The 23552-nt window shown below is 75.5% G+C and carries 26 protein-coding genes; 15 read left to right on the forward strand and 11 right to left on the reverse strand.

Going from position 1 to position 23552, the window contains the following annotated elements; translation table 11 throughout:
* Nucleotides 1-43: 43 nt before the first annotated feature.
* On the forward strand, nucleotides 44-2611 hold the full coding sequence (locus FN207_RS27335; protein ID WP_142459585.1) for a serine/threonine-protein kinase: 2568 nt from the start codon (nucleotides 44-46) through the stop codon (nucleotides 2609-2611).
* A gap of 28 nt (nucleotides 2612-2639) precedes the next feature.
* Here FN207_RS27335 and FN207_RS16655 read toward each other — a convergent pair whose 3' ends face one another.
* Nucleotides 2640-3602: a helix-turn-helix transcriptional regulator gene (locus FN207_RS16655; RefSeq protein ID WP_142459586.1), complete on the reverse strand. Its 963-nt coding sequence runs from the start codon at nucleotides 3600-3602 to the stop codon at nucleotides 2640-2642.
* A gap of 91 nt (nucleotides 3603-3693) precedes the next feature.
* Between FN207_RS16655 and FN207_RS16660 the strand changes: the two genes are divergently transcribed.
* Nucleotides 3694-4203 (forward strand): DinB family protein, encoded by a 510-nt coding sequence (locus FN207_RS16660; RefSeq protein WP_142459587.1) that lies wholly within the window; start codon nucleotides 3694-3696, stop codon nucleotides 4201-4203.
* Between the two features lie 9 nt (nucleotides 4204-4212).
* Here the strand turns inward: FN207_RS16660 and FN207_RS16665 are convergent, their stop codons facing one another.
* Nucleotides 4213-5166 carry a hypothetical protein gene (locus FN207_RS16665; protein ID WP_142459588.1) on the reverse strand — a complete coding sequence of 318 codons (954 nt, stop codon included), beginning with the start codon at nucleotides 5164-5166 and terminating at the stop codon, nucleotides 4213-4215.
* 145 nt (nucleotides 5167-5311) lie between these two features.
* On the opposite strand from FN207_RS16665, the gene FN207_RS16670 reads away from it, so the two are divergent.
* From FN207_RS16670 to FN207_RS26360, 3 genes are read left to right on the forward strand one after another with little or no spacing between them, the layout of a single operon-like run.
* Nucleotides 5312-5569: a ubiquitin carboxyl-terminal hydrolase 14 gene (locus tag FN207_RS16670; protein WP_142459589.1), complete on the forward strand. Its 258-nt coding sequence runs from the start codon at nucleotides 5312-5314 to the stop codon at nucleotides 5567-5569.
* Nucleotides 5569-7140 carry a Na+/H+ antiporter gene (locus tag FN207_RS16675; protein WP_142459590.1) on the forward strand — a complete coding sequence of 524 codons (1572 nt, stop codon included), beginning with the start codon at nucleotides 5569-5571 and terminating at the stop codon, nucleotides 7138-7140. Before FN207_RS16670 ends, FN207_RS16675 begins: the two co-directional genes overlap by 1 nt.
* 49 nt (nucleotides 7141-7189) lie before the next feature.
* Complete coding sequence (locus FN207_RS26360) at nucleotides 7190-7345, forward strand: hypothetical protein (RefSeq protein ID WP_185938384.1); 156 nt, start codon at nucleotides 7190-7192, stop codon at nucleotides 7343-7345.
* A gap of 51 nt (nucleotides 7346-7396) precedes the next feature.
* Here FN207_RS26360 and FN207_RS16680 read toward each other — a convergent pair whose 3' ends face one another.
* Both FN207_RS16680 and FN207_RS16685 read right to left on the reverse strand, forming a co-directional pair.
* A complete protein-coding gene (locus FN207_RS16680) occupies nucleotides 7397-8644 on the reverse strand; it encodes an MFS transporter (protein ID WP_221888245.1) in 1248 nt (415 codons plus the stop codon).
* 94 nt (nucleotides 8645-8738) lie between these two features.
* Nucleotides 8739-9689, reverse strand: a complete 951-nt coding sequence (locus FN207_RS16685) for a LysR family transcriptional regulator (protein WP_142459592.1) — start codon at nucleotides 9687-9689, stop codon at nucleotides 8739-8741.
* 85 nt (nucleotides 9690-9774) lie between these two features.
* On the opposite strand from FN207_RS16685, the gene FN207_RS16690 reads away from it, so the two are divergent.
* Genes FN207_RS16690 through FN207_RS16720 form a run of 7 tightly spaced genes read left to right on the forward strand, consistent with a single transcriptional unit; the run spans nucleotide 9775 to nucleotide 16184 of the window.
* A complete protein-coding gene (locus FN207_RS16690) occupies nucleotides 9775-10773 on the forward strand; it encodes a cyclase family protein (RefSeq protein WP_185938385.1) in 999 nt (332 codons plus the stop codon).
* A gap of 9 nt (nucleotides 10774-10782) precedes the next feature.
* Nucleotides 10783-11913, forward strand: coding sequence for an FAD-dependent oxidoreductase (locus FN207_RS16695; protein ID WP_142459593.1), 1131 nt, complete (start codon nucleotides 10783-10785; stop codon nucleotides 11911-11913).
* Nucleotides 11914-11928: 15 nt separating this feature from the next.
* Nucleotides 11929-12867, forward strand: coding sequence for a VOC family protein (locus FN207_RS16700; protein WP_142459594.1), 939 nt, complete (start codon nucleotides 11929-11931; stop codon nucleotides 12865-12867).
* A complete protein-coding gene (locus FN207_RS16705; protein ID WP_142459595.1) occupies nucleotides 12867-13844 on the forward strand; it encodes a fumarylacetoacetate hydrolase family protein in 978 nt (325 codons plus the stop codon). The genes FN207_RS16700 and FN207_RS16705 overlap by 1 nt, the downstream gene beginning before the upstream one ends.
* The gene (locus FN207_RS16710; protein ID WP_142459596.1) at nucleotides 13841-14587 is read left to right on the forward strand and encodes an SDR family NAD(P)-dependent oxidoreductase; all 747 of its coding nucleotides are present in this window, start codon (nucleotides 13841-13843) and stop codon (nucleotides 14585-14587) included. The genes FN207_RS16705 and FN207_RS16710 overlap by 4 nt, the downstream gene beginning before the upstream one ends.
* An 11-nt stretch (nucleotides 14588-14598) precedes the next feature.
* Nucleotides 14599-15786: an alpha/beta hydrolase family protein gene (locus tag FN207_RS16715; RefSeq protein WP_142459597.1), complete on the forward strand. Its 1188-nt coding sequence runs from the start codon at nucleotides 14599-14601 to the stop codon at nucleotides 15784-15786.
* A gap of 2 nt (nucleotides 15787-15788) precedes the next feature.
* On the forward strand, nucleotides 15789-16184 hold the full coding sequence (locus FN207_RS16720) for a VOC family protein (RefSeq protein WP_246066121.1): 396 nt from the start codon (nucleotides 15789-15791) through the stop codon (nucleotides 16182-16184).
* A gap of 83 nt (nucleotides 16185-16267) precedes the next feature.
* Here the strand turns inward: FN207_RS16720 and FN207_RS16725 are convergent, their stop codons facing one another.
* Nucleotides 16268-17149 carry a dioxygenase family protein gene (locus FN207_RS16725; RefSeq protein WP_142459599.1) on the reverse strand — a complete coding sequence of 294 codons (882 nt, stop codon included), beginning with the start codon at nucleotides 17147-17149 and terminating at the stop codon, nucleotides 16268-16270.
* Between the two features lie 2 nt (nucleotides 17150-17151).
* Nucleotides 17152-17829, reverse strand: a complete 678-nt coding sequence (locus FN207_RS16730) for a GTP cyclohydrolase II (RefSeq protein ID WP_142459600.1) — start codon at nucleotides 17827-17829, stop codon at nucleotides 17152-17154.
* An 88-nt stretch (nucleotides 17830-17917) separates the two neighbouring features.
* Here FN207_RS16730 and FN207_RS16735 point away from each other — a divergent pair, with 88 nt between their 5' ends.
* On the forward strand, nucleotides 17918-18418 hold the full coding sequence (locus FN207_RS16735; RefSeq protein WP_246066114.1) for a MarR family winged helix-turn-helix transcriptional regulator: 501 nt from the start codon (nucleotides 17918-17920) through the stop codon (nucleotides 18416-18418).
* Here FN207_RS16735 and FN207_RS16740 read toward each other — a convergent pair.
* The 3 genes from FN207_RS16740 to FN207_RS16750 all read right to left on the reverse strand — a co-directional run bounded on the left by FN207_RS16740 (nucleotide 18415) and on the right by FN207_RS16750 (nucleotide 20588).
* Nucleotides 18415-19206 (reverse strand): SDR family oxidoreductase, encoded by a 792-nt coding sequence (locus FN207_RS16740; protein ID WP_142459601.1) that lies wholly within the window; start codon nucleotides 19204-19206, stop codon nucleotides 18415-18417. The genes FN207_RS16735 and FN207_RS16740 overlap by 4 nt on opposite strands.
* Nucleotides 19207-19270: 64 nt before the next feature.
* Nucleotides 19271-19597 carry a GYD domain-containing protein gene (locus FN207_RS16745; RefSeq protein ID WP_142459602.1) on the reverse strand — a complete coding sequence of 109 codons (327 nt, stop codon included), beginning with the start codon at nucleotides 19595-19597 and terminating at the stop codon, nucleotides 19271-19273.
* A gap of 193 nt (nucleotides 19598-19790) precedes the next feature.
* Nucleotides 19791-20588, reverse strand: coding sequence for a crotonase/enoyl-CoA hydratase family protein (locus FN207_RS16750; protein WP_221888246.1), 798 nt, complete (start codon nucleotides 20586-20588; stop codon nucleotides 19791-19793).
* An 83-nt stretch (nucleotides 20589-20671) separates the two neighbouring features.
* Between FN207_RS16750 and FN207_RS16755 the strand changes: the two genes are divergently transcribed.
* Nucleotides 20672-21187, forward strand: a complete 516-nt coding sequence (locus FN207_RS16755) for a winged helix-turn-helix transcriptional regulator (RefSeq protein ID WP_142459603.1) — start codon at nucleotides 20672-20674, stop codon at nucleotides 21185-21187.
* A gap of 3 nt (nucleotides 21188-21190) precedes the next feature.
* Here the strand turns inward: FN207_RS16755 and FN207_RS16760 are convergent, their stop codons facing one another.
* Both FN207_RS16760 and FN207_RS16765 read right to left on the reverse strand, forming a co-directional pair.
* Entirely contained in the window at nucleotides 21191-21751 is a 561-nt protein-coding gene (locus FN207_RS16760; RefSeq protein WP_142459604.1) for a putative glycolipid-binding domain-containing protein, read from the reverse strand.
* A 9-nt stretch (nucleotides 21752-21760) separates the two neighbouring features.
* Entirely contained in the window at nucleotides 21761-22519 is a 759-nt protein-coding gene (locus FN207_RS16765) for an IclR family transcriptional regulator (RefSeq protein WP_142459605.1), read from the reverse strand.
* 65 nt (nucleotides 22520-22584) lie between these two features.
* Between FN207_RS16765 and FN207_RS16770 the strand changes: the two genes are divergently transcribed.
* Nucleotides 22585-23550 (forward strand): PDR/VanB family oxidoreductase, encoded by a 966-nt coding sequence (locus FN207_RS16770; RefSeq protein ID WP_142459606.1) that lies wholly within the window; start codon nucleotides 22585-22587, stop codon nucleotides 23548-23550.
* Nucleotides 23551-23552: the final 2 nt, after the last annotated feature.

Genomic DNA, 23552 nt, shown 5'->3' on the forward strand with positions numbered 1-23552 from the left:
GTCGTCGCACCCCGCCGGGACGGAGCGACACTCGGCAGACCCGATGCAGCGACGCGTCGGCTCCTGCTCCACCGGGGAGACGCTCCTGCCCCTCCAGACCTTCGGGCCCTACGAGCTGGACGAACTGCTCGGCCGCGGGCGCACGGGCGAGGTCCACCGCGCCTGGGACACCTCCCGCCACCGGACCGTCGCCCTCCGGATCCTGTCGCCTGCGCTCTCCGCCGACGCCGGTGTCCGTGCCCGCTTCCTCGGTGACTGCCGGCGCGCCGCGCAGGTCGACGAGCCGCACCTCGTGGCCGTCCACGGATCCGGCGAGATCGACGGCCGGCTGTACGCGGACACGCAACTGGTCGACGGACGGGCCCTGTCCGCGGTGGTCGCCTCCGAGGGGCCGCTCCCGGCGGGCCGGGCCGTCGACGTCGTGGGCCAGGTGGCCGCCGCGCTCGACGCCGCGCACGCCACCGGTCTCGTGCACGGCGACGTCACGCCGTCCGACGTCCTGCTGTCCGGGCACAGCACCCGCCCGGACTGCCACCTGACCGGCTTCGGCCTCGCGGGAGCCGGTGGCGGCGTCGGGTACGTGGCCCCCGAGCACCTGACGGGCCGGCCCGTCGACCACCGGGTCGACGTCCACGCGCTGGCCTGTCTCCTGTACGAGCTGCTCACCGGGCGGCCGCCCCTCCCCGGCGACCCGCCGCGGCCCTCCGCGGTGGTCGGCTCCGTCCCGGAGGCGCTCGACGACGTCGTGACGCGGGGCATGGCCGCGGACCCGGACCAGCGACACCGGAGTGCCGGGGAGCTGGCGCGGGCCGCCCGGGCGGCGCTCGTGCGGGCGCCGGACACCGTCCCGCTCCGGTCGGTGCCACCGGCGCCGACGCCCGCCGGCGCCGGCGGGTCGCGGGCGGTCGTGCCCGCAGCCGGACCCGGGGTCGCCCCTGCCCCGTCCCCGCCGGCCTCCCACGCAGGGCGGCACCGTCCCTCGGCGCCGGGTACGCGGTCCGGGCGCCGCCGGAGGCTGGTGGCAGCCCTGGTGGCAGGGGGGCTCGCCCTGGCCACCGCGGGCGGGGTGGCCGCGACGCAACTGGCCTCCGACGCGTCCGACGCCCCGGTGGCGACCCCGGTCACGCTGGAGCCCGTCGATGCCCCCGGCGAGGACCCCTTCGTCCCGATGCCGGGGCAGACGCCGCCGGGGACCGCGGGAGCCGACCGGGCCCCCACGTCCGGGACGGACGACACCGGGCCGGAGCCGACCACCCCCGACGGAGACACCCCGGACGGAGACACCCCGGACGGAGACACCCCGGACGGAGACACCCCGGACGGAGACACCCCGGACGGAGACACCCCGGACGGAGACACCCCGGACGGAGACACCCCGGACGGAGACACCCCGGACGGAGACACCCCGGACGGAGGCACCCCGGTCGGGGCCGCCGGCAGTCCGGTGGCGGGCGACCGGCCCGGCCTGTACGGCGGCAGTGGCGAGGAGGTGTGCGACGTCGCGGCGATGACCGCGTTCCTGACCGGGCACCCCGACCGGGCGGCGGCGTTCGCCGCCGCGCAGGACGTCCCGACGGACGGGATCGGCGACCACCTCGCGTCGCTGACCCCCGTCGTCCTGCGCTTCGACACGGCCGTCACCAACCACGGCTTCGCCGACGGCCGGGCGACCCCCTTCCAGTCGGTGCTGCAGGCCGGCACCGCGGTGCTGGTCGACGACTCAGGTGTCCCGCGGGTCCGCTGCACGTGCGGCAACCCGCTCGACCCGCCGGCGTCCCGCCCCTCGCCCGCGTACCGGGGGAACCCGTGGCCGGGCTTCGGGCGGGACACGGTCGTCGTGGTGGAGGGCAGCCCGGCACCCGTGTCCGCCCTCGTCGTCGTCGACCAGGTGACCGGCGTCGTCGAGGCACGGCCCGTGGGCACCACCGGGGACGCCGACCGGGCGGTCGGCCCCGTGCTGGCGGAGCAGGCCCGCGCACTCGGAACGGAGCAGGGCACGGCCACGTCGGGGAGCGGCACACCGTCCGCCACCCCGTCGGTCACGGCCCCCGACGGGAGCGGACCGTCGGTCCCGGACCCGCCCCCGGCGGACAGGTCGGCCGGTACCGGTCAGCCGCCGGCCGACGGCGCGAGCCCGTCGGGAGGTGCGGACGGGGAGCCCGGGACGACGACCGCGCCCGACCCGGGGTCGCGGACGAGCGGCTCCCCCGACGCGGACCCGCCGAGCCCTGACGTCCCGGGAGAGCCGGACGAGCCGCCCGCGGACAGCGGGACCACCGGTGACCCGCCCGCCCGCGACGCTCCGGCGGAGGAAGCGCCTCCTCAGGAAGCGCCCGCCCCCGAGGCACCCGCCCCGGGAACTCCTGACCCGGAAACTCCTGACCCGGAGGCCCCGGCCCCGCCGGCCCCGGCCCCGCAGGCCCCGGCCCCGGAAGTGCCCGCCCCGGAGGTGCCGGCTCGCGACGCCCCGGCCGAGGCGCCTCCGGAGGAGGCACCCACCGACGAGGCATCTCCTGAGGAGACACCCACCGACGAGGCACCCACCGAGGAGACGCCGACCGAGGAGGCGCCCGCCGAAGAGGCACCCGCCGAGGAGACGGCCGTGCCGTGATGCGCGGGCTCGCCGGGGTGCCCGGTGCTCAGGGTGCTGCGGCGGCGGCGCAGCGGGTGGCCAGCGCCGCCACGTGCGCGGTGAACTCCGGCGGGGACACCACCCTGAACGGCGCGCCGGTGACCACGAGCGCGGCCGCGGCCCAGTCGAGGTCGTCGCCCTCGATGCGCACCCGGCAGCCGCCGGGCCGCTCCCCGACGACGGTGGCCCACCGGCCGATGCGGCGGCGCACGGCGTCGGCCGGGGCGTCCACGTCGGCCTCCACGACGTACCGGGTCCAGGCGGTGTCGATCCGCTCGCGCACGTAGGCCGCGGGGTCGCCGGCGGGGAACCGGCGCGGGCCGAAGACGGCGCCGGTGCCGCGCGGGGCGTCGAGCCGGTCGAGGCGGAACACCCGCCAGTCGCCGCGGTCGAGGTCCCAGCCGAGGAGGTACCAGCGCCGGCCGAGGGACACCAGCCGGTGCGGCTCCACGGTGCGCTCGGTGCGCGCCCGGCCGGGCGGGGCGTAGCCGAAGACGGTCCGCTCGGCGTCCCGGCAGGCCAGGGCCACGGTGGTCAGGACGGCGGGGTCGACGGCGTCGGCGACCTCCCCCGGATTCCACCCGGAGACGGTCGCACCGCGCAGCGCCTCCACCCGGCGCCGCAGCCGCACGGGCATCACCTGCACGACCTTGGCCAGCGCCCGCACCGAGGTCTCGGCCATGCCCGCCACCGCCGAGCCGGCCGCGGACTGCAGTCCCAGGGCGAGCGCCACGGCCTCGTCGTCGTCGAGCACCAGCGGTGGCAGCGCGGCTCCGGGCGCGAGGGCGTAGCCGCCGTCGACGCCGCGGGAGGCCTCCACCGGGTAGCCGAGCTCGCGCAACCGGTCGACGTCGCGCCGCAGCGTCCGCACCGAGACACCGAGCCGGCCGGCGAGGTCGGCGCCGGACCAGTAGCGGCGCGCCTGCAGCAGCGACAGCAGCCGCAGGGTCCGGGCACTGGGATCGCTCACGTGCCCATCCTGACCGACACAGCGGACAGGATCTGACCGCAATGGCCGAGAGCATGGTCCTGACCAGCCGATCGCCCACCCGGAGGACCCGATGACCGCCCCGACCGCCCCGACCCTGACCGCCGAGCGCGCCGACCTGCTCGAGACGCTCGCCACCCACCGGTACTTCCTGCGCTTCACGGTGCAGGGGCTGACGACCGAGCAGGCCACCCGCCGCACCACCGCGAGCGAGCTCACCCTGGCCGGCATCGTCAAGCACGTGGCCACCACCGAGGCGTCGTGGGCCGACTTCGTGGTCCGCGGGACGGCGGCGCTGGAGCAGTCGCCGGAGGAGTGGGGCGAGCAGTGGACGCTGCGGCCCGGCGAGACGCTGGAGTCGGTCCTCGCGCGCTACGAGGAGGTGGCCGCCCGCACCGACGAGCTGGTCCGCACCGTCGACCTCGACACCGCGCACCCGTTGCCGGAGGCGCCGTGGTTCCCGCCGGGCGCGGTGCGCTCGGCCCGCCGGGTGTTCCTGCACGTCGTCGCGGAGACCGCGCAGCACGCCGGGCACGCCGACGTCCTGCGGGAGTCGCTCGACGGCCAGAAGACGATGGGCTGACCGACCCCGTCAGGCCTCCAGCGGCGCCTGCTCGAGCTCGGTGACGCGGGCGGCGGCGCGGTCGCGATCGTCGGCCGCCCGCTCCGCCGCCCGGTCGGCGGCCGCGGAGCGCCGGGACGCCCGCGCGGCCTCCGCCTCCGCGGTCGCGACCTGCCCGCGCACGCGCTCGAGCTCGGCGGCCAGCTCCTCGGCGTGCGCGGCGAGCTCCTCCTGCCGGCGGGCGGCCCGCTCCGCCCGCTCGGCGGCAGCGCGGGCCGTCTCCTCCGCCTCGGCGGCGGCCTGCCGCGCCTCGTCGGCCTCCTCGCGGGCGGCGGCGAGCTCGCGCTCCCGGCGCTCCCGCGCGGCGCGCCGCCGCTCCTCCGCCGCCCGGCGGGCCGCGTCCTCCCGCCCGCTCCCCCGGGACCGCGGCGCCGGAGCGGCAGCCGTGCGCCCCGGACGCGATGGCGTCCGGCGGGGCGGGGGCGGCACCACCCGCAGGTCGGGACGGCCGCCGAAGCCCAGGCTGCGCGTGGACAGCGGCGCGGTGAGCCGGCCGGCCAGCAGCGCCTCACCGGCGTCCGGGTCGGCCAACGCGGCCCGCAGCGTCTCCTCCACCTGGTCGGCGACGGCGTCGCTGAGCGGGTGCCCGCGCCGCGCGGCGACCGCCCGGGCCTGGCGGGTGAGCGCCGCGAGCAGCCGGGAGCGCTGGGTGCCCAGCCGCCGCAGCTCGTCGCCGGCCAGTGTCTTCTGCGCCTCGCGCAGCAGGTCGCCGAGCTCGACCAGCCCGGCGATCTCGTCGGGCGCCTCCTGCACGAGGGCGTTGCACCCCCACGCCGCGGTCGAGGGCTTGCCGAGCGCGCCGATCTCCCGCGCGAGCGCGCGGTCCCCGGCGGCGCGGGCCCGGCGCGCGGCCTCGGTGCGGGCGGCGACGAAGTCCCCGGGCGGCAGGGCGTAGAGCTCCCCGGCGACCTCCTCGAGGTCCACGGCACCCCCATCCGTCTCGCACGCTCGCCGCCGACCCTGCCAGCCGACCCTGCCACGGGAAGAGGCGACCGGCCGGACGACGTTGCCGCCCCCGTCACGCGGGTGGTCGACTCCCGGTGACCGAGTGCGACGAGGGGGGACCGCGATGACGACCTGCGGGCACCTGGACCGGATCCAGGACGTGACGGCGGACTCGACCGAGGGCTGCACCGACTGCCTGGCCATCGGCAGCAGGTGGGTGCACCTGCGGATGTGCCTGTCCTGCGGGCACGTTGCCTGCTGCGACTCCTCCCCGAACCGGCACGCCACCGCGCACTCCGGCGCCAGCGGCCACCCGCTGGTCCGCTCGATCGAGCCGGGCGAGTCCTGGCGCTGGTGCTACGTGGACCAGGCACTCGTCTGATGGAGCTGCCGCTCGTCGCGCTGCTCGCCGGGTCCTTCGCCGTCAGCGCGCTGGCCCGGCGGCTGGGGGTCTCCCCGCCCCTGCTGCTGGTCCTGGTCGGGCTGGCCGTGTCGGCCGTGCCCGGCGTCCCGGACTACGCGCTGGACCCCGAGCTGATCCTCACGCTGGTCCTGCCGCCGCTGCTGTACTCCGCGGCGCTGGACAGCTCCTACCTGCGGCTGCGGGCCAACCTGCGGCCGATCGGCATGCTCGCCGTCGGGGCGGTGCTGCTGACAACGGTCGCCGTCGGGCTGGCCGCCTGGTGGCTGGTGCCCGGCCTGCCGCTGGTCTCGGCGCTGGTGCTCGGCGCCGTCGTCGCCCCGCCCGACGCCGTCGCGGCCACCGCCGTCGGCCGCCAGCTGGGCCTGCCGCGCAAGGTCATGACCATCCTGGGCGGCGAGAGCCTGGTCAACGACGCGACGGCGCTGACCGCCTACCGGGTCGCCGTGGCCGTCGCCGCGGGCGCCGGCTACGGCTTCGTGCAGGGGCTCGGCGTCTTCGTGCTGGCCGCCGTCGGCGGCGCCGCGATCGGCTGGGCACTGGGCTGGCTGGTGCACCGGCTGCGGCGGCTACTGCACGACGGCGTCCTGGAGAGCGCGCTCGGCCTGCTGGTGCCCTTCGTCGGCTTCGTCGTCGCCGAGGAGGTGCACGCCTCCGGCGTCCTCGCCGTCGTGCTCGCCGGCCTCTACCTGGGGCACCGCTCCCCCCAGGCCCACCCGGTGGCCCGGATCCAGGACCGCGCGGTCTGGCAGGCGGCCGACACCGTGCTCGAGGCGACGGTGTTCGCGCTCATCGGCCTGCAGCTGACCGCGGTGGTCCGCGGCGTCGGCCCGTCGGTGGGCACGCTGACCGCCGTCGGCCTGGTGCTGGTGCTGGTCGCGCTGGTCGCCCGCGTGGCGTTCGTCTTCCCCATGACCTACCTGCGCCCGGTCGCTCGCCGCCGGCCGGACTGGACACCACCGTCCTGGCGGTACCCCGCGGTCGTCTCCTGGGCCGGGATGCGCGGCGTGGTCTCGCTGGCCGCGGCCGCCGGCATCCCGCTGACCACGATGTCCGGCGACCCCTTCCCCGGCCGCGACGAGGTCGTCTTCCTGACCTTCGTGGTCACGGTGGGCACGCTGCTGCTGCACGGGCTGACGCTGCCCACGCTCATCCGGCGGCTCGGCGTGCAGGGCTCGGAGGAAGCCGCCGACGCCCTCGCCGAGGCGCAGGCGCAGAACGACGCCGGCCGGGCCGCCGTCGCCCGCCTCGACGACCTCGACGACGGCGACCCGCTGCACGCGGCCACCGTGGCCGAGCTTCGGCAGCGCATGGCGGCGCGCACCAACGCCGCGTGGGAGCGGCTGGGCGGGCCGATCGCCGGCGGGGGCGAGACGCCGAGCGCGGTGTACCGGCGGCTGCGCCGGGCGATGCTCGAGGCCGAGCGCGAGGTGTTCGTGCGCTACCGCGACCAGCGGCGCATCGACGACGAGGTCTTCCGGCGGGTGCAGCACGAGATGGACCTCGAGGAGGTCACCCTCCTGCGCGAGTGAGCCCTAGGCTGGCCGCACCGCCCACTCCCCCGGCGTCCGGAGGTCCCCCGTGCTGCTGCGTCTGCTCGGCCTGCTGCTCCTCGTCTGGATCGTCGTGACCGTGATCGGGTGGGTGGTCGAGGGCCTGTTCTGGCTGGCCGTCGTCGGCCTGGCCGCCTTCCTCGTCACCGCCGCGATCAGCACCCGCCGGAGCATCCGCCGCTGACGGTGCCCCCGGTCCGCGGGCTGCGGACCGGGGGCACCGGGTGCGCAGCGCTCAGTGCGCGGCGGCGACCGCCGTCGGACGGGCGAGGCGCACGCCGGCCGCGGCCACCAGGCTCACCGCGCCGAGGAGGGCCAGCGCGGTGCCGAGACCGCCGAGGGCGCCGGTGAGGGCGAGGACGACCAGCGGGCAGAAGAACTGCCCGATGAAGAAGGCCGACGTCCAGATCCCGGTGCCGCGGCCGCGCTGCTCGAAGCTCAGCGAGCCGAGGGCCCAGGTGAGCAGGGACGGCAGGATCAGTCCGTTGCCGAAACCGGTGACCACGGCGAACGCGATCACCGCGGGGACCGCCGAGGACAGGCCGAGCCCGATGATGCCGATGCCGGAGAGGCCGAAGGCGAGCGGCACCAGGACCGCCGGACCGCGCTTGGCCAGGCGGGCGAAGAGGATCCCACCGACCGCGGTGCCGACCGACGCGATCGCGCTGGCGGCACCGATGACCGCCGTGGACTCGACGCCGATGTCGTCGAGCTTGAAGGACAGCTGGACGATCAGGACGTAGAAGACCAGCCCACCCACCAGGGACACTCCGAGGGGCGCGGCGAGCCGGCGCCACGGCAGGGCCGGCAGCTTCTCGGCGCGTGCGGCCGCCTGCACCCGCGGGGCCGGCTGCCAGATCAGCTTCGCGGCGGCGACGGCGAGCGGCAGGCTGACCGCGTACAGCCAGAACGGCGTCCGCCAGTCCGCCGCGCCCAGCGCGCCGCCGATCCCGAAGAAGACCGTCGCGGCGACGGTGGTGAAGACCACCTGGAGGCCGAAGTACCGCTCCCGCTGGGAGCCGTGGAAGTAGTCGGCCAGCAGGGTCGTGCAGCAGGTCATGATCGCCGCCTCGGTGAGTCCGAGGAGCACGCGGCTGGCCACGATCAGCTCGAGCGAGGGCAGCCACAGCGGCGCGGTGCCCACGAAGGCGTAGACGACGAGCGCGCCGACGAGCAGGCGCTTGCGGCCCACCCGGTCGACGATCCGGCCGGCGATCATCGCGGTGAGGCCGATGACCAGCGCCGGCGCGGTGAGCACGATCGGCGCCAGCGCCTCGACCCCGGGGGTGCCGGCGAAGGCGTCCTGGATGCGGGGCAGCACGGGCGCGAGCAGCACGGCGCCCAGGACGGCCAGGCAGCTGGACAGCAGCAGGACCAGCGCCTGTGCGCGGCCGGCCGGCCGTCCCGTGGCGGGATCGACGGCGATCTCGCCGGCCAGCGGCTCCTCGGCCGGCCGCTCAGGGCTCAGGACGTTCTCCGACACGGGCGTCTCCATCGACGGGCGTGCCGGTCCCGGTGACCGGCATCACTGGAGGAGGAGTGTCAGGACGCCGCACCCCGGGCGGAAATCACTTCTTCTACTGCCCCCCATCGACGGGATCGATACCCATCGGATGCCCGCCCACCGCCAGGTCGGCGGCCCGCGCGACCAGGTCGCGGAGGTAGGTGTGCTCCGGGTCGTCGTCGAAGACGGGGTGCCACCACATCGCCTCGATGAGCGGTCCGGCGTCGAACGGGCACGGCAGCGCCCGGATGCCGGTGTTGAGGGGCAGCAGCTCGACCAGCTTGCGCTGCAGCAGCGCGATCCGGTCGCTGCCGGAGACCAGCGCGGGCACGGTCAGGAAGCTCTCGGTGACCACCTGGACGCGCGGCTCGATCCCCAGCATCCGCATCTGGCGCGCGGCGGGGGTCGACGCCGTCGGCCCGTGGTAGGTGGCCACCCACGGGAGGGTCTCCAGGTCGTCGACGGTCAGGCCCCCGTCCGCGACCGGGTTGTCGGCGGCCACCACGCAGACCCACTCGTCGCGGTAGAGGTCACGGCGGGACAGGTCGGTGAGGAACCCGGGCGGCAGGAAGAGGAGGTCGGCCGACAGCAGCGCCTGCTCCGCCCGGTCCACGATCGCCGGGGAGTGCTGGCTCAGCCGCAGCCGGGTGTGCGGCGCCTCCTCGGCGAGCAGGCCGGCCACGGTGTCCCCGAGCACCGTGACGACGTAGTCGCTGACCAGCAGGGTGAACTCGCGGGTGGACGACGCCGGGTCGAACTCCGGCTGGGCGGAGAACACCCGCTCGACGCCCGAGAGGGCGATCCGCGCGAGCTCCCGGAGCTGGACCGCGAGCGGCGTCAGGCGGTACTCGTTGCCGACCCGGGTGAGCAGCTCGTCGTCGAAGTGGCGGCGGAGCCGGGCCAGCGACGCCGAGAGGGCCGGCTGGCTCAGCCCCATCTGGGCCGCGGCCCGGGTGACGCTGCGCTGCTGGAGCAGCGCGTCGAGCGACACGAGCAGGTTGAGGTCCAGGCTCGCGAGGTTCACGATCGCACCGTATAGACATCGCTGATGCCGGTCATCAGGCATTCGCTCTTCCCTCACCCCTGTGGGCTGGCCCACTGTCGAGGGCATGCACGAGACCCCTGACCGGCTGGACCGCACCGATCCGGAGGGCGCCATCGCGGCCGCCGCGAAGCGCTGCTCGAACTGGGGCCGGTGGGGCGCCGACGACGTGCTCGGCACGCTGAACTTCCTCGACGACGCCAAGCGGCGCGAGGGCGCGGCGCTGGTCCGCCGGGGCGCGAGCTTCTCGCTGTCGCAGTCCTTCGACATGGACGGCCCGCAGAAGGGCTGGCGGCGGCGGAACAACCCCGTCCACACGATGACCGACACCGGCACCGACGCCGAGCGTGGCGTGCAGGGCTTCCCGCACGGCATCGGCGGCGCTGATGACTACATCGTCATGCCGCTGCAGGCCTCCACGCAGTGGGACGGCCTCGGGCACATCTTCGACCACGGCATGGCCTGGAACGGCCGCCGCGCGGGCGAGGTGGTGACCAGCATGGGCGACTCGGTGACCGGCATCGAGACCGTCGCCGACCTGATCGCCGGCCGCGGGGTCCTGCTCGACGTCGGCCGGGCGATCGGCACCGACGGGGAGCTGCCCGACGGCTTCGCCATCACCGCCGAGCACCTCGACGCCACCATCGAGGCCCAGGGCGCGTCGTCGGCGGTCGGCCGCGGCGACCTGCTGGTGGTGCGCACCGGGCGGCTCGCCCGCGCGCGGCGCGACATCGCCGAGGGACGTGGCTGGGGCGACTACGCCGGCGGCGCCGCCCCCGGCCTGTCCTTCACCACCGCCGACTGGCTGCACGGCCGCGAGATCGCCGGCGTCGCCACCGACACCTGGGGCTTCGAGGTCCGGCCCAACGAGTTCGACGTCGCCTTCCAGCCGCTGCACCAGGTCGCCATCCCGAACATGGGCCTGTTCATCGGCGAGATGTGGGACCTCGACGCGCTCGCCGCGGACTGCGCCGAGGACGGCCAGTACGACTTCTGGCTCACCGCGGCCCCGCTGCGCGTGACCGGCGCCGTCGGCGCCCCCGTCAACCCGATCGCCGTCAAGTAGGAGTCCGACATGCCCGCTGTGAACAGCGTCCTCGTCGTCGGCGGCGGCCTGGCCGGCGCCGCGACCGCGATCCACCTCGCGCAGGCCGGCGTCGCCGTCGACCTGGTCGAGATCAAGCCCGACACCGCCGCGCTCGGCTCCGGGATCACGCTGCAGGGCAACGCCCTGCGCGAGCTGCGCGCCCTCGGGGTGTGGGACCAGGTGCAGGCGGCCGGCTACGCCTTCGACGTCACCGGCATCCGCGCCCCCGACCCGCACGGCACCGTGGTCGCCGAGATCCCCGACGCCAAGACCGGGGGTCCGGACCTGCCCGCCGCCATGGGCATGCCCCGCCCGGAGCTGGCCCGGATCCTGCTCGACCGCGCCACCGAGGTCGGCGTCAAGGTCCGCTTCGGCGCCACCCACAACGAGGTGGGCCAGGACGCGAACGGCGTGGACGTGACCTTCGCCGACGGGTCCACCGGCCGGTACGACCTGGTGGTCGGCGCCGACGGCGTCCGGTCGTGGACCCGCCGCGCGCTCGGGGTGAACCTGGAGACCCGGTCGGTCGGCATGGGTATCTGGCGGGCGTTCGGCCCGCGGCCGGCGAGCGTCACCCGGACCGACCTCTACTACGGCGGCCCCTCCTACATCGCCGGCTACTGCCCGACCGGCGAGGACTCCCTCTACGCCTACATCGTCGAGGACGCCCAGGACCGCAGCGCGCTGACCCCCGAGGAGCAGCTCGCGACGATGAGGGAGCTCTCCCGGGCCTACCACGGTCCCTGGGACGAGATCCGCGAGACGCTGACCGACCCGAGCCGGGTGAACTACACCTGGTTCGAGACGCACGTCCTCGACGAGCCCTGGAACCGCGGCCGGGTGGTGCTGATCGGCGACGCCGCGCACACCTGCCCGCCCACCATCGCCCAGGGCGGGGCGATGGCCCTGGAGGACGCCGTCGTCCTCGCCGAGCTGCTCGTCGAGCGGTCCGCCCTCGACCAGGACCTCTGGGACGCGTTCCACGCCCGCCGGTGCGAGCGCGCGCGGACCGTCGTCGACGCCTCCAACCAGCTCGCCCAGTGGCAGCTCGACCACGTGCAGGGCGACATCCCGAGCCTCATGCGCTCGATCGCCCAGCTGACCAGCCAGCCCGCCTGAACCGCAGGAGACACCATGACCCAGCGCCTGATCACCCACCTGCGGCACGTCGACCTCGCCGTGCCCGACTTCGCCAAGCAGCTCGAGTTCTTCTCCGGCACCTGGGGGCTGAGCACCGAGCACACCGACAGCGGGCTGGCGTTCCTCGCCGCCGAGGGCTCGCCGGAGCAGTACGTCGTCCGGCTGCGCGAGTCCACCGACAAGCGGATCGACCTCATCAGCTTCGGCGCCAAGGACCGCGCCGACGTCGACACCCTCGCCGGCAACCTGGCCCGCGACGGCGTGACGCTGGTGCACGAGCCGACGGACCTGCAGACCCCCGGCGGCGGCTACGGCTTCCGGTTCTTCGACAACGAGGGCCGCACGATCGAGGTCAGCTCCGACGTCGCCGTACGGCAGCACCGCGCCGTGGAGGAGGGCGAGTCGATCCCGGTCCGCCTCTCCCACGTGGTGGTCAACTCCGCCGACCCCGAGGGCACGCTCGCCTTCTACGAGAAGCACCTGGCCTTCGCGCTGTCGGACACGCTGATGCACCCGCGCATGGGCAACATGATGTGGTTCATGCGGACCAACGCCTGGCACCACAGCATGGCGATCGCCCGCGGTCCGCACCCCTCGCTGCACCACGCCTCCTTCGAGCTGCGCGGCATCGACGAGTACATGCGCGGCACCGGCCGGCTGCTGCGCCAGGGCGTGGAGAAGATCTGGGGTCCCGGCCGCCACCTGGCCGGCAACAACACCTTCAGCTACTTCCTCGACCCGCACGGCAACACCGTCGAGTACACGACCGAGCTCGACGAGCTCGACGAGGACACCTGGCACCCGCACGTCTACGACTTCTCCAACCCCGAGGTCAGCGACCAGTGGGGCACCGCCAACGCGATGAACGAGTTCGTCGCGAAGAAGTCGTTCAACGACCCGGACAAGGGCCTCTTCGTGGCCCCGCCGGTCTGATGCGGTTCGCCACCTGGGAGGCCGGCGGGGTCGTCTCCGCCGGCGTCGTGAGCGACCTCCCCGACGGCAGCACGGGGCTGCACGCGCTCCCCGCCCGGACGACGGTGCTCGACCTCGTCCGGGCGGGGCTGCCCGCCGCGCTCGAGGCCGGGACGGCGGCCCTGCAGGGCCCGGCCGTGCCGGTGGACTCGGTGCGCCTGCTGCCGCCGCTCGAGGCGCCGACGGTGCGCGACTTCGTCGCCTTCGAGGAGCACGTCGAGGGCATGGTGGCGCCGAGCGGCGAGGCGGTCCCGCCGGAGTGGTACCAGGCGCCGACCTTCTACTTCACCAACCCCTACGCGCTCGTCGGCGCTCACGACGACGTCGCGGTGCCTCCGGGGTCGCAGCGGTTCGACTTCGAGCTCGAGGTCGCCGTGGTGGTGGGTCGCGACGGCTCCTCGCTCACCCCCGAGCAGGCCCGCGAGCACGTCTTCGGCTACACGGTCCTCAACGACTGGTCGGCCCGTGACCTCCAGTTCCGCGAGATGGCGGTCAAGCTGGGGCCGGCCAAGGGCAAGGACTCGGCGACCACCCTCGGCCCGTGGCTGGTGACGGCCGACGAGCTCGAGCCCCACCGCGACGACGAGGGCTTCCTGGCCCTGGACATGCGGGTCAGCGTCAACGGCGCCGAGATCGGCCAGGACCTGCTGTCCAACATGGGCTGGCCGTTCGAGGAGCTCGTCAGCTACGCCTCGCGCGGCACGCAGGTGCGGGCCGGCGACGTGCTCGGCTCGGGGACCTGCGGCAACGGCGGCTGCCTGGGCGAGCTGTGGGGCCGCCGCGGCGAGTTCTCCCCTCCCCCGCTGCAGCCCGGGGACGTCGTGGAGATGACGGTCGAGGGCATCGGCACCATCCGCAACCGCGTCGTCGCCGGCGTCGAGCTGCCGCCGGTCCGGGCCGCCCGGCCGCGGCCGAGGACGCGCAAGCGCCCGGCGTGAGCCTCGCCGGGAAGGTCGTCGTCGTCACCGGGGCGGCGCAGGGGCAGGGCGCCGCGGAGGCCCGGCTGCTGGCCGCCGAGGGCGCCACCGTGGTGGCCACCGACGTGCAGCCCGAGCCCGCCGAGGACCTCGGCGGCGCGGCCTACCGGCGGCTCGACGTCACCGACGCCGCCGGCTGGACCGCGCTGGCGACCGACCTGGAGAGCGCGCACGGCCGGGTGCACGGGCTGGTCGCCAACGCCGGGATCACCTGGCGGGCGCGGCTGGCCGACCTCGACCCCGCCGACCTCGCGCGGGTCACCGAGGTCAACGTCACCGGCACCCTGCTCGGCATCCAGGCGCTCACCCCGCTGATGACCGACGGCGGCTCGGTCGTCGTCGTCGGCTCGGTGGCGGCCCTGACCGGCCACTACCCGGTGGCCTACACGGCGTCGAAGTGGGCGCTGCGCGGGCTGGCGCGGGCCACCTGCCTGGAGCTCGGCCCGCGCGGCATCCGGGTCAACACGATCCACCCCGGCTACATCGAGACGCCGATGACCGCCTCGGCGGCACCGGCGTTCCGCGACGCCAACGTCGCCGAGACCCCGCTCGGCCGCACCGGCACCGTCGACGAGGTGGCCCCGCTCGTGGCCTTCCTCCTCGGCGACGGCGCCTCCTTCGTCACCGGCGCCGAGATCCCCGTCGACGGCGGCATGACCGCCCACGGCGGCGTGAAGTCGATCAGCGACGCCGTCCGCTCCTGAGAGGAACCGCAGTGTTCGAGTACTTCCCCACCGGCCCCTACACCTGGAACCTCAGCGTGGTCGCCACGCTGAACTCCGGCGGGCTCATCGACGAGGTCGACCGCGCCTGCCGGCCGATCAAGGACGCCGCCAACGCCGGCGAGGACGCCGGGACGCCGGACTTCCTGCGCGCCTGGACCGCGCTGACCGACCAGCTCGTCGGCCAGGCCGAGGAGGCGGAGAAGGCGGGGCACGTCCGCACCGCCGGGCAGCTGTGGTTCCGCGCCAGCAACTACCTCGCGCAGGCCGAGCGGATGCTCGCGCACTCCGACCCCGACCGGGTGCCCACCTACCGGCGGATGCTCGAGATCGCGCAGAAGGCGTTCGACACGCACAGCCCGCGGGTGTCCCGGGTGGAGGTCCCCTACGAGGGCACGACGCTGCCGGCCTACTTCTCCCAGGCGCCGGCCGCCGACGACGGCCCCGTCCCGGTGGTCGTGCTGGTCAACGGGCTGGACTCCACCAAGGAGCACATGTACGCCTCCAACCACTGGGAGGAGCTCGCCGCCCGCGGCATCTCCTGCCTGATGCTCGACCAGCCCGGCACCGGTGAGGCGCTGCGGCTGCAGAGGCTGACCGCGCGCATCGACACCGAGGCGTGGGGCGCGGCGGCCGTCGACTACCTCGAGACGCGCGACGACGTCGACGCCACCCGCATCGGCGTCGTCGGCTGGTCGCTGGGCGGCTACTACGCCCCGCGCGCCGCGGCGTTCGAGAAGCGGTTCGCGCTCTGCGTGGCGTGGGGCGCCAACCACGACTGGGGCGCGGTGCAGCGGCGCCGCCGGCAGCGCGAGGGCGAGCGGCCGGTGCCGCACTACTGGTCGCACGTGCTGTGGGTGTGGGGCCAGGACGGCGACGAGAACGACCTCGACGGGTTCCTCGACTTCGCCGACGCCGTGAACCTCGAGGGCGTCGTCGAGCAGATCACCGTGCCGTTCCTCGTCGCGCACGGGGCCAACGACCGGCAGATCCCGCTGGAGATGGCGCACCGCTCCTACGAGCAGGCCGTGAACTCCCCCAAGCGCGAGCTGCGGGTGTTCACGCCCGAGGAGGGCGCCACCGAGCACATCGGCCTGGACCACCTGCCGTACGTGAGCACCTTCGTCGCCGACTGGGTGGCCGACACCTTCGCCGAGCTGGGCAGCCGGGCGACGTCGTGAGCATGCTGTTCGTCAAGCTGCCGGTGCGCGACCTCGGGGCGGCGCGGGCCTTCTACGAGGCGCTCGGCTTCCGCGTCGAGGAGACCTCCTCCGACGACGGCGAGGCCGCGGTGGTGCTGGGCGACGACCAGGTGCTCTCGCTGCAGACCCGCGAGCGGTTCGCCGCGCTGCTGCCCGGCGAGCCGGGCGACCCGGCGCAGGCGCCCACCGCGGTGCACGCCCTCACCGCCGGCAGCCGCGAGGAGGTCGACGACCGGCTGGCCCGCGCGGCCGTCGCCGGGGGCCGGCCGGGCCTGCCCGCCCGCGAGGAGGACGCCCGCTACACCGGCAGCTTCGCCGACCCGGACGGCAACGTCTGGGAGGTCGTCTGGATCGACCAGCTGCACGTCGTCAACTAGCGCGCCGGATGTCGACCTGGTGCTGTCTCCCGCGTCCGGAGGCAGCACCAGGTCGACAACGGGCGCATCTGGACGCCGGCCGCTCAGGCGACCTGGAACGAGCGCCGCGCCAGGCCGATGAAGAAGCCGTCGATCGCGGTGGTGACGCCGGCCGTCGGGTCGGTCGCGGCGCCGAGGGTGACGAACAGCGGCGTGAAGTGCTCGACCGTGGGGTGGGCGTAGCGCAGCCCGGGGGCGCGCAGCCGGAAGCGGGCCAGCTCCTCGACGTCGCCGCGGTCGAGGGCGTCGGCGGCCCAGGCGTCGAAGTCCGCCGACCACCCGGGGACGGCGCCGCCGAACATCTCGCGCGTGAGGTACGGCAGCCCGTGCGTCATGAAGCCGGAGCCGACCACCAGCACGCCCTGCTCGCGCAGCGGCCGCAGCCGCTCCCCCAGTGACAGCAGGGTGGCGGTGTCGTGCGTGGGCAGGCTCAGCTGCAGCACCGGGACGTCGGCCTCGGGGTACATGACCTTGAGCGGCACCCACGCGCCGTGGTCGAGGCCGCGGCCGCGGTGCTCGAAGACGTGCGCGGTCTCCGGCAGGACGGCGCGCAGCTGCCGCGCCAGCGCCGTCGCCTCCGGGGTGTCGTAGCGCATGCGGCCGTACATCGGGTCGAAGCCGCCGAAGTCGTAGACCAGCTCGGTCGGCACGGTGCTGGTGATGCCGAGGGAGTCCGACTCCCAGTGCGCGCTCACGATGAGCACCGCTCGCGGCCGGGGCAGCGCACGGGCCCAGGCGGCCAGCTCGCGCATCCAGGCGGCGTCCTCGAACAGCGGCGGGGCGCCGTGGCTGAGGTACAGCGCCGGCAGCGGGCCGTCGTCGGGCGTCCAGGACCGGTGCTCCCCCAGCCCCCCGACGTGCCGCAGGTGCGCGGCGAAGGGGTGACGCGGGTCGATGCGCGCGTCGGCGGTCGCGGTGGTGGACACGGTCAGCCCGCCAGCGACAGGTCGAGGGTGTGCGCGGTGTGGTCGCGCTTGACGGCGAGGTAGCGGGCGTTGGCGGCCGACAGGTGGACGCCGGTGGGCACCTGCTCGGTCACTTCCACGCCGAGGAGCTCGAGCCCTGCTGCCTTGTCGGGGTTGTTCGACAGCAGCCGGACGCGGTCGGCGCCGACGACCTGCAGCATCTGGGCGGCGGGCGTGTAGTCGCGCTCGTCCTCGCCGTGGCCCAGCGCGAGGTTGGCCTGGTAGGTGTCGAGGCCGGCGTCCTGCAGCGCGTAGGCGTCGAGCTTGGCGTACAGGCCGATGCCGCGGCCCTCCTGGCGCAGGTAGAGCAGGAAGCCGCCGGCGGCGGTGATCCGCTCGGCCGCCTCGCGCAGCTGCGGGCCGCAGTCGCAGCGCTCGGAGCCGAAGACGTCGCCGGTCAGGCACTCGCTGTGCGGGCGCACCAGCGGCGCCTCCCCGCCGGCCGCCGAGCGGGCCAGCGCGCCGCGCCAGTCGCCGAGGCCGAGCAGCAGGTGCTCGCGGCCGTCGGCGAGCCCGTCGAAGGTGAGCACCTCGGCGGTCGTCGCGTACCCGTCGGGGAAGCGCAGCGGCACGGTCACGCGGGTGCGGACCGCCGCTGCGGGGACCGGGGACACGAGGTCCGCGCCGAGGGAGAGGGTCATGCCGGCCTCCGAGTCGCTTGTAGCTACAACCGATGACCCTAGTCGCCAGAAGTTGAAGCTACAAGTACCGGAGTGGGACGATGTCGTCGTGGAACCCCGGTGGCTGACCGACGACGAGATGGCGGCGTGGCTGCGCCTGGTCGCCGTCGTGGAGCTGCTGCCCGGCGTCCTCGACGGCCAACTGCGCCGCGACGCCGCGCTGACCCACTTCGACTACCACGTGCTGGCGATGCTGTCGGAGGCGCCGCGGCACACCCTGCGCATGACGGAGCTGGCCACCCGCACCAACGCCACGCTCCCCCGCCTGTCCCACGTCGTGCGCCGGCTGGAGGAGCGCGGCCTGGTCGAGCGGGCACCCTGCCCGTCCGACGGGCGGGCCACCAACGCCCGCCTCACCGAGGACGGCTGGGCGAAGGTGCGCGAGACCGCACCCGGCCACCTGGCCACGGTGCGCGAGCACGTCTTCGACGCCCTGACCCCCGAGCAGGTGTCCCAGCTGGAGTCGATCGCCGGGGCGGTGCTGGAGCGCCTCGACCCCGAGGGCCGGGTGGCCGTCGGGATCGAGGCGGCGGCCCGCCGGCGCGGCTAGCTCTCCCGCGCGGTGTTCCGCACGAGCTTGCGGACGCCGGCGATCCAGCGGCCGGGGTCGGCGGCCTTCTGCGCCCAGTAGGTGCCCACCTCCGGGTGCGGCAGGATCAGGAACCGCTCGTCGGCGAGCCCCTCGACCACCACCTGCGCCACGTCCTCGGGCGTGATCACCTGCCCCGACGCCACCACCACCGCGGCCGCGGCCTCGCCGTCCTCGAGCGGGTCGAGCAGCAGCGGCGTGGCCACCCCCAGCGGGCAGACGGCGCTGACGCCGATGCCGCGGTCGCCGTAGGTGACCGCCAGCCACTCGGCGAACGCGACCGCGCCGTGCTTGGTCACCGTGTACGGGGCGTCGCCGGGCGTGGTGAGCAGGCCGGCTGCCGAGGCCACGTTCAACAGGTAGCCGGAGCCGCGCTCGAGCATCGAGGGCAGCACGGCACGCGCCGCGTACACGTGGGCGAGCACGTTGACCGCGAAGACCTGCTGCCACACGTCGGTCGGCGTCTCCACCCCGCCGCCGGAGAAGACGCCGGCGTTGGAGCAGAACAGGTCGACCCGCCCGTGCGCCTCCAGCGTCCGCGCGACCAGGGCCGCGACGGCGGCCTCGTCGGTGACGTCGGTGGTGTCGGCGGTCCCGCCGATCTCGTCGGCGACCCGCTGCGCGGCGTCGCCGTCCCGGTCGCTGACCACGACGGCGGCCGCGCCCTCGGCGGCGAAGCGGCGGGCCAGCGCGGCACCGATGCCGCTCCCGGCCCCGGTGACGACGACGACGGCGTCCTGGAGGTCCATGCCCGGCCCCCTACCCCGGACCGCCGCGGGTCACCACGGGCCCGGGCGGTCCGGGTGGTCGCGCTCAGCCGGTCTTGCCGGGCGGGACGTAGTCCGGGTGGAGCTGGGCGACACGGTCGAGCTGCTCGGGGGTGAGCAGGACGGCCGTGCGCGCGCGCACCGCCCCGGAGCCGCTCACGGTCAGGGCCGCGGCCGCGGCGGACTCGTCGTCGGGCAGCTCGACGGTCACGTAGACGTCGTCACCGCCGAACCCGAAGTCGAAGGCCTCGACCCGGCCACCGAGCCCGGTGACCATCTTCTCCACCACCGTCCTGCGGGCCGACCCGCCGGCCGACATGAGACCCCGGGCTCCCTCCGCGGTGTACTCCGCGATGATCATGTAACGAGGCATGGGAGCTCCTTCTGGGCGGCCCCCGTGCGCAGCGGATGCTCCTCACCTCCCCGGGGAGGCACAACGAGGCCGTCCGCGCCGGACGGGCCGGCGTCCCGGTGGCGGCGCGGCGGCTACTCGCCGGTCGGCCCGCTCGATCGAGCGTGACGACGTCGTCGCAGGTCCGGGGCGCGCCGCCGTCCGCGCGGGGACGTCAGCGGCCGGTGAAGCGGGCGTCGCGGCGCTCGACGAAGGACTGCACGCCCTCCCGGCCGTCCTCGGAGGCGAACAGGCGGGCGACGTCCTCGGCCAACCGGGCGGCGGCCGCGGCGTCGCCCTCGTCCCGCGCCCGGTGGGCCGACCGGAGGGTGGTCTGCACACCCAGGGGCGCGGCCCGGTCGGCGATGGTGTGCGCGATCTGCGTCGCGCGGGCCAGCGCCGCGGCACCGTCGTCGGTGACCTCCTGCACCAGCCCGATGCGCAGGGCCTCGGCGGCGTCGAACTCGTCACCGGTGAGGATCCAGCGCATCGCGTTCCCCCAGCCGGCCTCGCGGGGGAACCGGATGGTCGCCCCGCCGAAGGGGTAGATGCCGCGGCGCACCTCGAATTGGCTGAAGCGGGCGTCGCGGGACGCGATCCGGACGTCGGCGGCGAGCAGCAGCTCGATGCCCAGCGTCATCACCCAGCCCTTCGCGGCCGCGACGACCGGCGTCGTCCAGTCGCCGGCCAGCCGCCACGGGTCCCCGCCGCCCGCGGGGTACGGGCTCTCCCCCGCGGCCACCGCCGGGCCGACGTCGACCATGTCCAACCCGCCGGTGAAGTGGTCCCCGTGGGCGAACAGCACGCCGCAGCGCAGGTCCGGGTCGCGCTCGAGCAGTCCGTAGGCGGCGGAGAGCTCGGCCAGCATCGCGCGGTCGAAGGCGTTGCGCTTGTGCGGGCGGTGCAGGCCCATGAGCAGCACGTGCCCGTCCCGCTCGACGGTGACGGTGGGCTGGTCGGCAGCGGTCGGCACGGGGACCCCCAGTGGGTTGCAGGACGAGACCCACCGGACGCTAGCAGCTGGGTTGCGTCATGGGACCCGGTAACGTGCGGCGCATGAGACGGACGTCGTTCGAGGGCTGGCCGTGCTCGATCGCCCGGACGGCGGACCTGTTGGGCGACGGCTGGACGCTGCTGGTGCTGCGCGAGGTCTTCTACGGGGAGTCCCGCTTCGACGGCTTCGTCGCCTCGCTGGGGATCGCCCGCAACACCCTCGACGAGCGGCTGCGGCGCCTGGTCGAGGCCGGCGTCCTGGAGCGGCGGCCCTACCAGGACCAGCCGGTGCGCGTCGACTACGTGCCCACCGAGCGGGGCCGCGACCTGTTCGGCGTCCTCGCCGCCCTCAACGCCTGGGGCGATCGGTGGCTGGCCGGCGAGGAGGGGACGCCCGTGACCGTGCGCCACGACCGGTGCGGCTCGGAGGCCGGCGCCCGGGTGGTCTGCGCCGGGTGCGGCGAGGACCTGCGGGCCGACGACGTCACCGTGCGCCCCGGGCCCGGCTACCCGGCCGGGCTCCTCGCCGACCCCGCGGTCCGCCGTCGCTTCGACCTGCCCGAGCCCAGCGCGCCCTGACGGTCAGCCCGCGACGCGGGTGGCCATGCCGGTGTACTCGACGACCAGGCCGTCGTCGTCGACGGTGAGCTCGAAGGCGCCGTGCGCGTCGTCGGAGTACCGCCACCGCGACGGGTCCAGCCGGCGGTAGGTCTGGTCGACCCGGGTCACCCCGAGCCCGGGCACGTCGACCCAGGCCACCGGGGTGGTCACCTCCTCGCCCGTCCGCAGCGACGCCAGCCGCCGGATGGGGAGGGTGTTGGTCAGCGGGGTCGCCGCGACGTCGACGTCGACGCAGCCGTCGAGCTCCGGCAGCCGCTCGCCGTCGCGGGACCAGCGGCGGTCGTCGTCGGCGGTCAGCACCAGGCGCCGCTCGCCGCCGGCGGACACCGCGGTCGCCTCGACCCGGCGGGTGGCCCACACCTCGTCGGCCTCCACCCGGAAGGAGCAGGCGAGCAGCGTCTCCGGCCCGGCCAGCACCTCGGTGCCGTGGAACAGCCAGCCGCCGCCGCGGCGCTCGAGGCGCGCCAGGCTGTGCCCGGCGTCCTCGTCGGTCCGCCGCCACGCCACCACCCGGGGTCCCATGCGCGGAGGCTAGGCGCCCCCACCGACGGTCAGGGAGCGGCCGATGCCCCGGGCGGTGGCGAGCAGCACCGGCACCGCCGAGGGCGCCCGCTCGTCGTTCGGCACGATCACCGACAGCGCCGCCACGACCTCGCCGAGGCCGTTGCGCACCGGCACCGCGACACCGGCGGCGTCCTCGTGCACGTGCCCGGGCAGCAGCACCCATCCCTGGCGGCGCACCTGCTCGAGCGTCGCGCGCAGCCGCGCCGGCGAGGTCACCGTCGCGTCCGTGTAGCGCTCGAGCGGGCGGGCGAGCACCCGCTCCTGCAGCTCCTGCGGGCCGAAGGCGAGCAGCACCGTGCCGGACGAGGAGACGTGCAGCGGCAGCCGGCCGGCGATCCGGGAGAAGTTGACGACGGCGTCGCGCGCCGAGAGCCGCTCGAGGAAGAGCACCTCGTCGCCCTCGAGCACGGCGAGCTGCGCGTGGTGGCCGACGACGGCGTGCAGGTCCTCGAGGTAGGGCATCGCGGCGTCGCGCAGCGAGCGGGTCGGCGAGGCCCGCGAGGCCAGCTCCCACATCCGCATGCCGATGCGGACGCGGCGGTCGGGCGCCCGCTCGAGCAGCCCGTGCCCGGCGAGCTGACCGACGATCCGCGACGCCGTCGCCACGTGCAGGCCGGCCCGGCGGGCGACCTCGGTGACGCCCAGCTCCGGCTCGTCGGAGGTGAACGCCTCCAGGACGCGGACGGCGCGGGACAGCGAGGACTCCCCCGTCGCGACGCGTGGCACGGCCCGACTCTCGTCCATTGAGACAGCGTTGTCCACGTCACACCGTCCGGCCGCACCCTGGTCGTGTGACCGCGACCGCTCCTCCCGCCACCGACGTCGCCACGCTGCGCGTGGTCGGCAAGCAGGTGCGGGCCGACGGCGTCCTCACCCTCGACCTCGCCGCGCCCTCGGGCGGGCGGCTGCGGGACTGGACGCCGGGCTCGCACGTCGACCTCGTGCTGCCCAACGGCCTGACCCGGCAGTACTCGCTGTGCGGCGACCGCTTCGACCCGGCCACCTACCGCGTGGGGGTGCTGCTGGAGCCGGACGGCCGCGGCGGCTCGGCGTACGTGCACCACGAGCTCGCGGTGGGCGACGTCGTGGGCGTCGGCGGCCCGCGCAACAACTTCCCGCTGGTGCCGTCGGAGAGCTACCTGTTCGTGGCCGGCGGCATCGGCATCACGCCGCTGCTGCCGATGGTGCGCCAGGCCGCGGTGCTCGGCGCCGACTGGCGACTGCTCTACGGCGGCCGGCAGCGGCGGTCGATGGCCTTCCTCGACGAGCTGGCCGCGTACGGCGACCGCGTGCTGGTCCGGCCGCAGGACGAGACCGGCCTGCTCGACCTCGCCGGCTTCCTCGGCGCGCCCCGGGCCGGCGTCCGCGTCTACGCCTGCGGCCCCGCTCCCCTGCTCGCGGCGATGGAGGCCGCGTGCGCGGACTGGCCGCCGTACACGCTGCGCACCGAGCGGTTCGTCGCCGTCGACGGCGGCGCCCCGGCGCGCACCACGCCGTTCGAGGTCGAGCTCGCCCGCACCGGGACCACGGTCACCGTGGATCCCGGCACCTCGGTCCTCGACGCGCTCGGCCGGGTCGGCGTCGAGGTGCTGTCCTCCTGCCGCCGCGGCGTGTGCGGCAACTGCGAGACGACGGTCCTGGCCGGCCGCCCCGACCACCGCGACGCCCTGCTCGACGACGACGAGCGCGCCGCCGACGACTGCATGTACGTGTGCGTCTCCCGCTCCCGGGACGACCGCCTCGTCCTCGACCTCTGACG

The sequence above is a fragment of the Geodermatophilus aquaeductus genome (genome assembly GCF_900182545.1).
GTDB classification, from domain to species: Bacteria; Actinomycetota; Actinomycetes; order Mycobacteriales; family Geodermatophilaceae; genus Geodermatophilus; species Geodermatophilus aquaeductus.

Excerpts from the sequence above, each read along its gene's own strand:
- FN207_RS27335 (WP_142459585.1), top strand. The coding sequence starts at position 44 with ATGCAGCGACGCGTCGGCTCCTGCTCCACCGGGGAGACGCTCCTGCCC.
- FN207_RS16660 (WP_142459587.1), top strand. The coding sequence starts at position 3,694 with ATGACCGCCCCGACCGCCCCGACCCTGACCGCCGAGCGCGCCGACCTG.
- FN207_RS16670 (WP_142459589.1), top strand. The coding sequence starts at position 5,312 with ATGACGACCTGCGGGCACCTGGACCGGATCCAGGACGTGACGGCGGAC.
- FN207_RS16675 (WP_142459590.1), top strand. The coding sequence starts at position 5,569 with ATGGAGCTGCCGCTCGTCGCGCTGCTCGCCGGGTCCTTCGCCGTCAGC.
- FN207_RS16690 (WP_185938385.1), top strand. The coding sequence starts at position 9,775 with ATGCACGAGACCCCTGACCGGCTGGACCGCACCGATCCGGAGGGCGCC.
- FN207_RS16695 (WP_142459593.1), top strand. The coding sequence starts at position 10,783 with ATGCCCGCTGTGAACAGCGTCCTCGTCGTCGGCGGCGGCCTGGCCGGC.
- FN207_RS16700 (WP_142459594.1), top strand. The coding sequence starts at position 11,929 with ATGACCCAGCGCCTGATCACCCACCTGCGGCACGTCGACCTCGCCGTG.
- FN207_RS16705 (WP_142459595.1), top strand. The coding sequence starts at position 12,867 with ATGCGGTTCGCCACCTGGGAGGCCGGCGGGGTCGTCTCCGCCGGCGTC.
- FN207_RS16720 (WP_246066121.1), top strand. The coding sequence starts at position 15,789 with ATGCTGTTCGTCAAGCTGCCGGTGCGCGACCTCGGGGCGGCGCGGGCC.
- FN207_RS16730 (WP_142459600.1), bottom strand. The coding sequence starts at position 17,829 with ATGACCCTCTCCCTCGGCGCGGACCTCGTGTCCCCGGTCCCCGCAGCG.
- FN207_RS16740 (WP_142459601.1), bottom strand. The coding sequence starts at position 19,206 with ATGGACCTCCAGGACGCCGTCGTCGTCGTCACCGGGGCCGGGAGCGGC.
- FN207_RS16745 (WP_142459602.1), bottom strand. The coding sequence starts at position 19,597 with ATGCCTCGTTACATGATCATCGCGGAGTACACCGCGGAGGGAGCCCGG.
- FN207_RS16755 (WP_142459603.1), top strand. The coding sequence starts at position 20,672 with ATGAGACGGACGTCGTTCGAGGGCTGGCCGTGCTCGATCGCCCGGACG.
- FN207_RS16760 (WP_142459604.1), bottom strand. The coding sequence starts at position 21,751 with ATGGGACCCCGGGTGGTGGCGTGGCGGCGGACCGACGAGGACGCCGGG.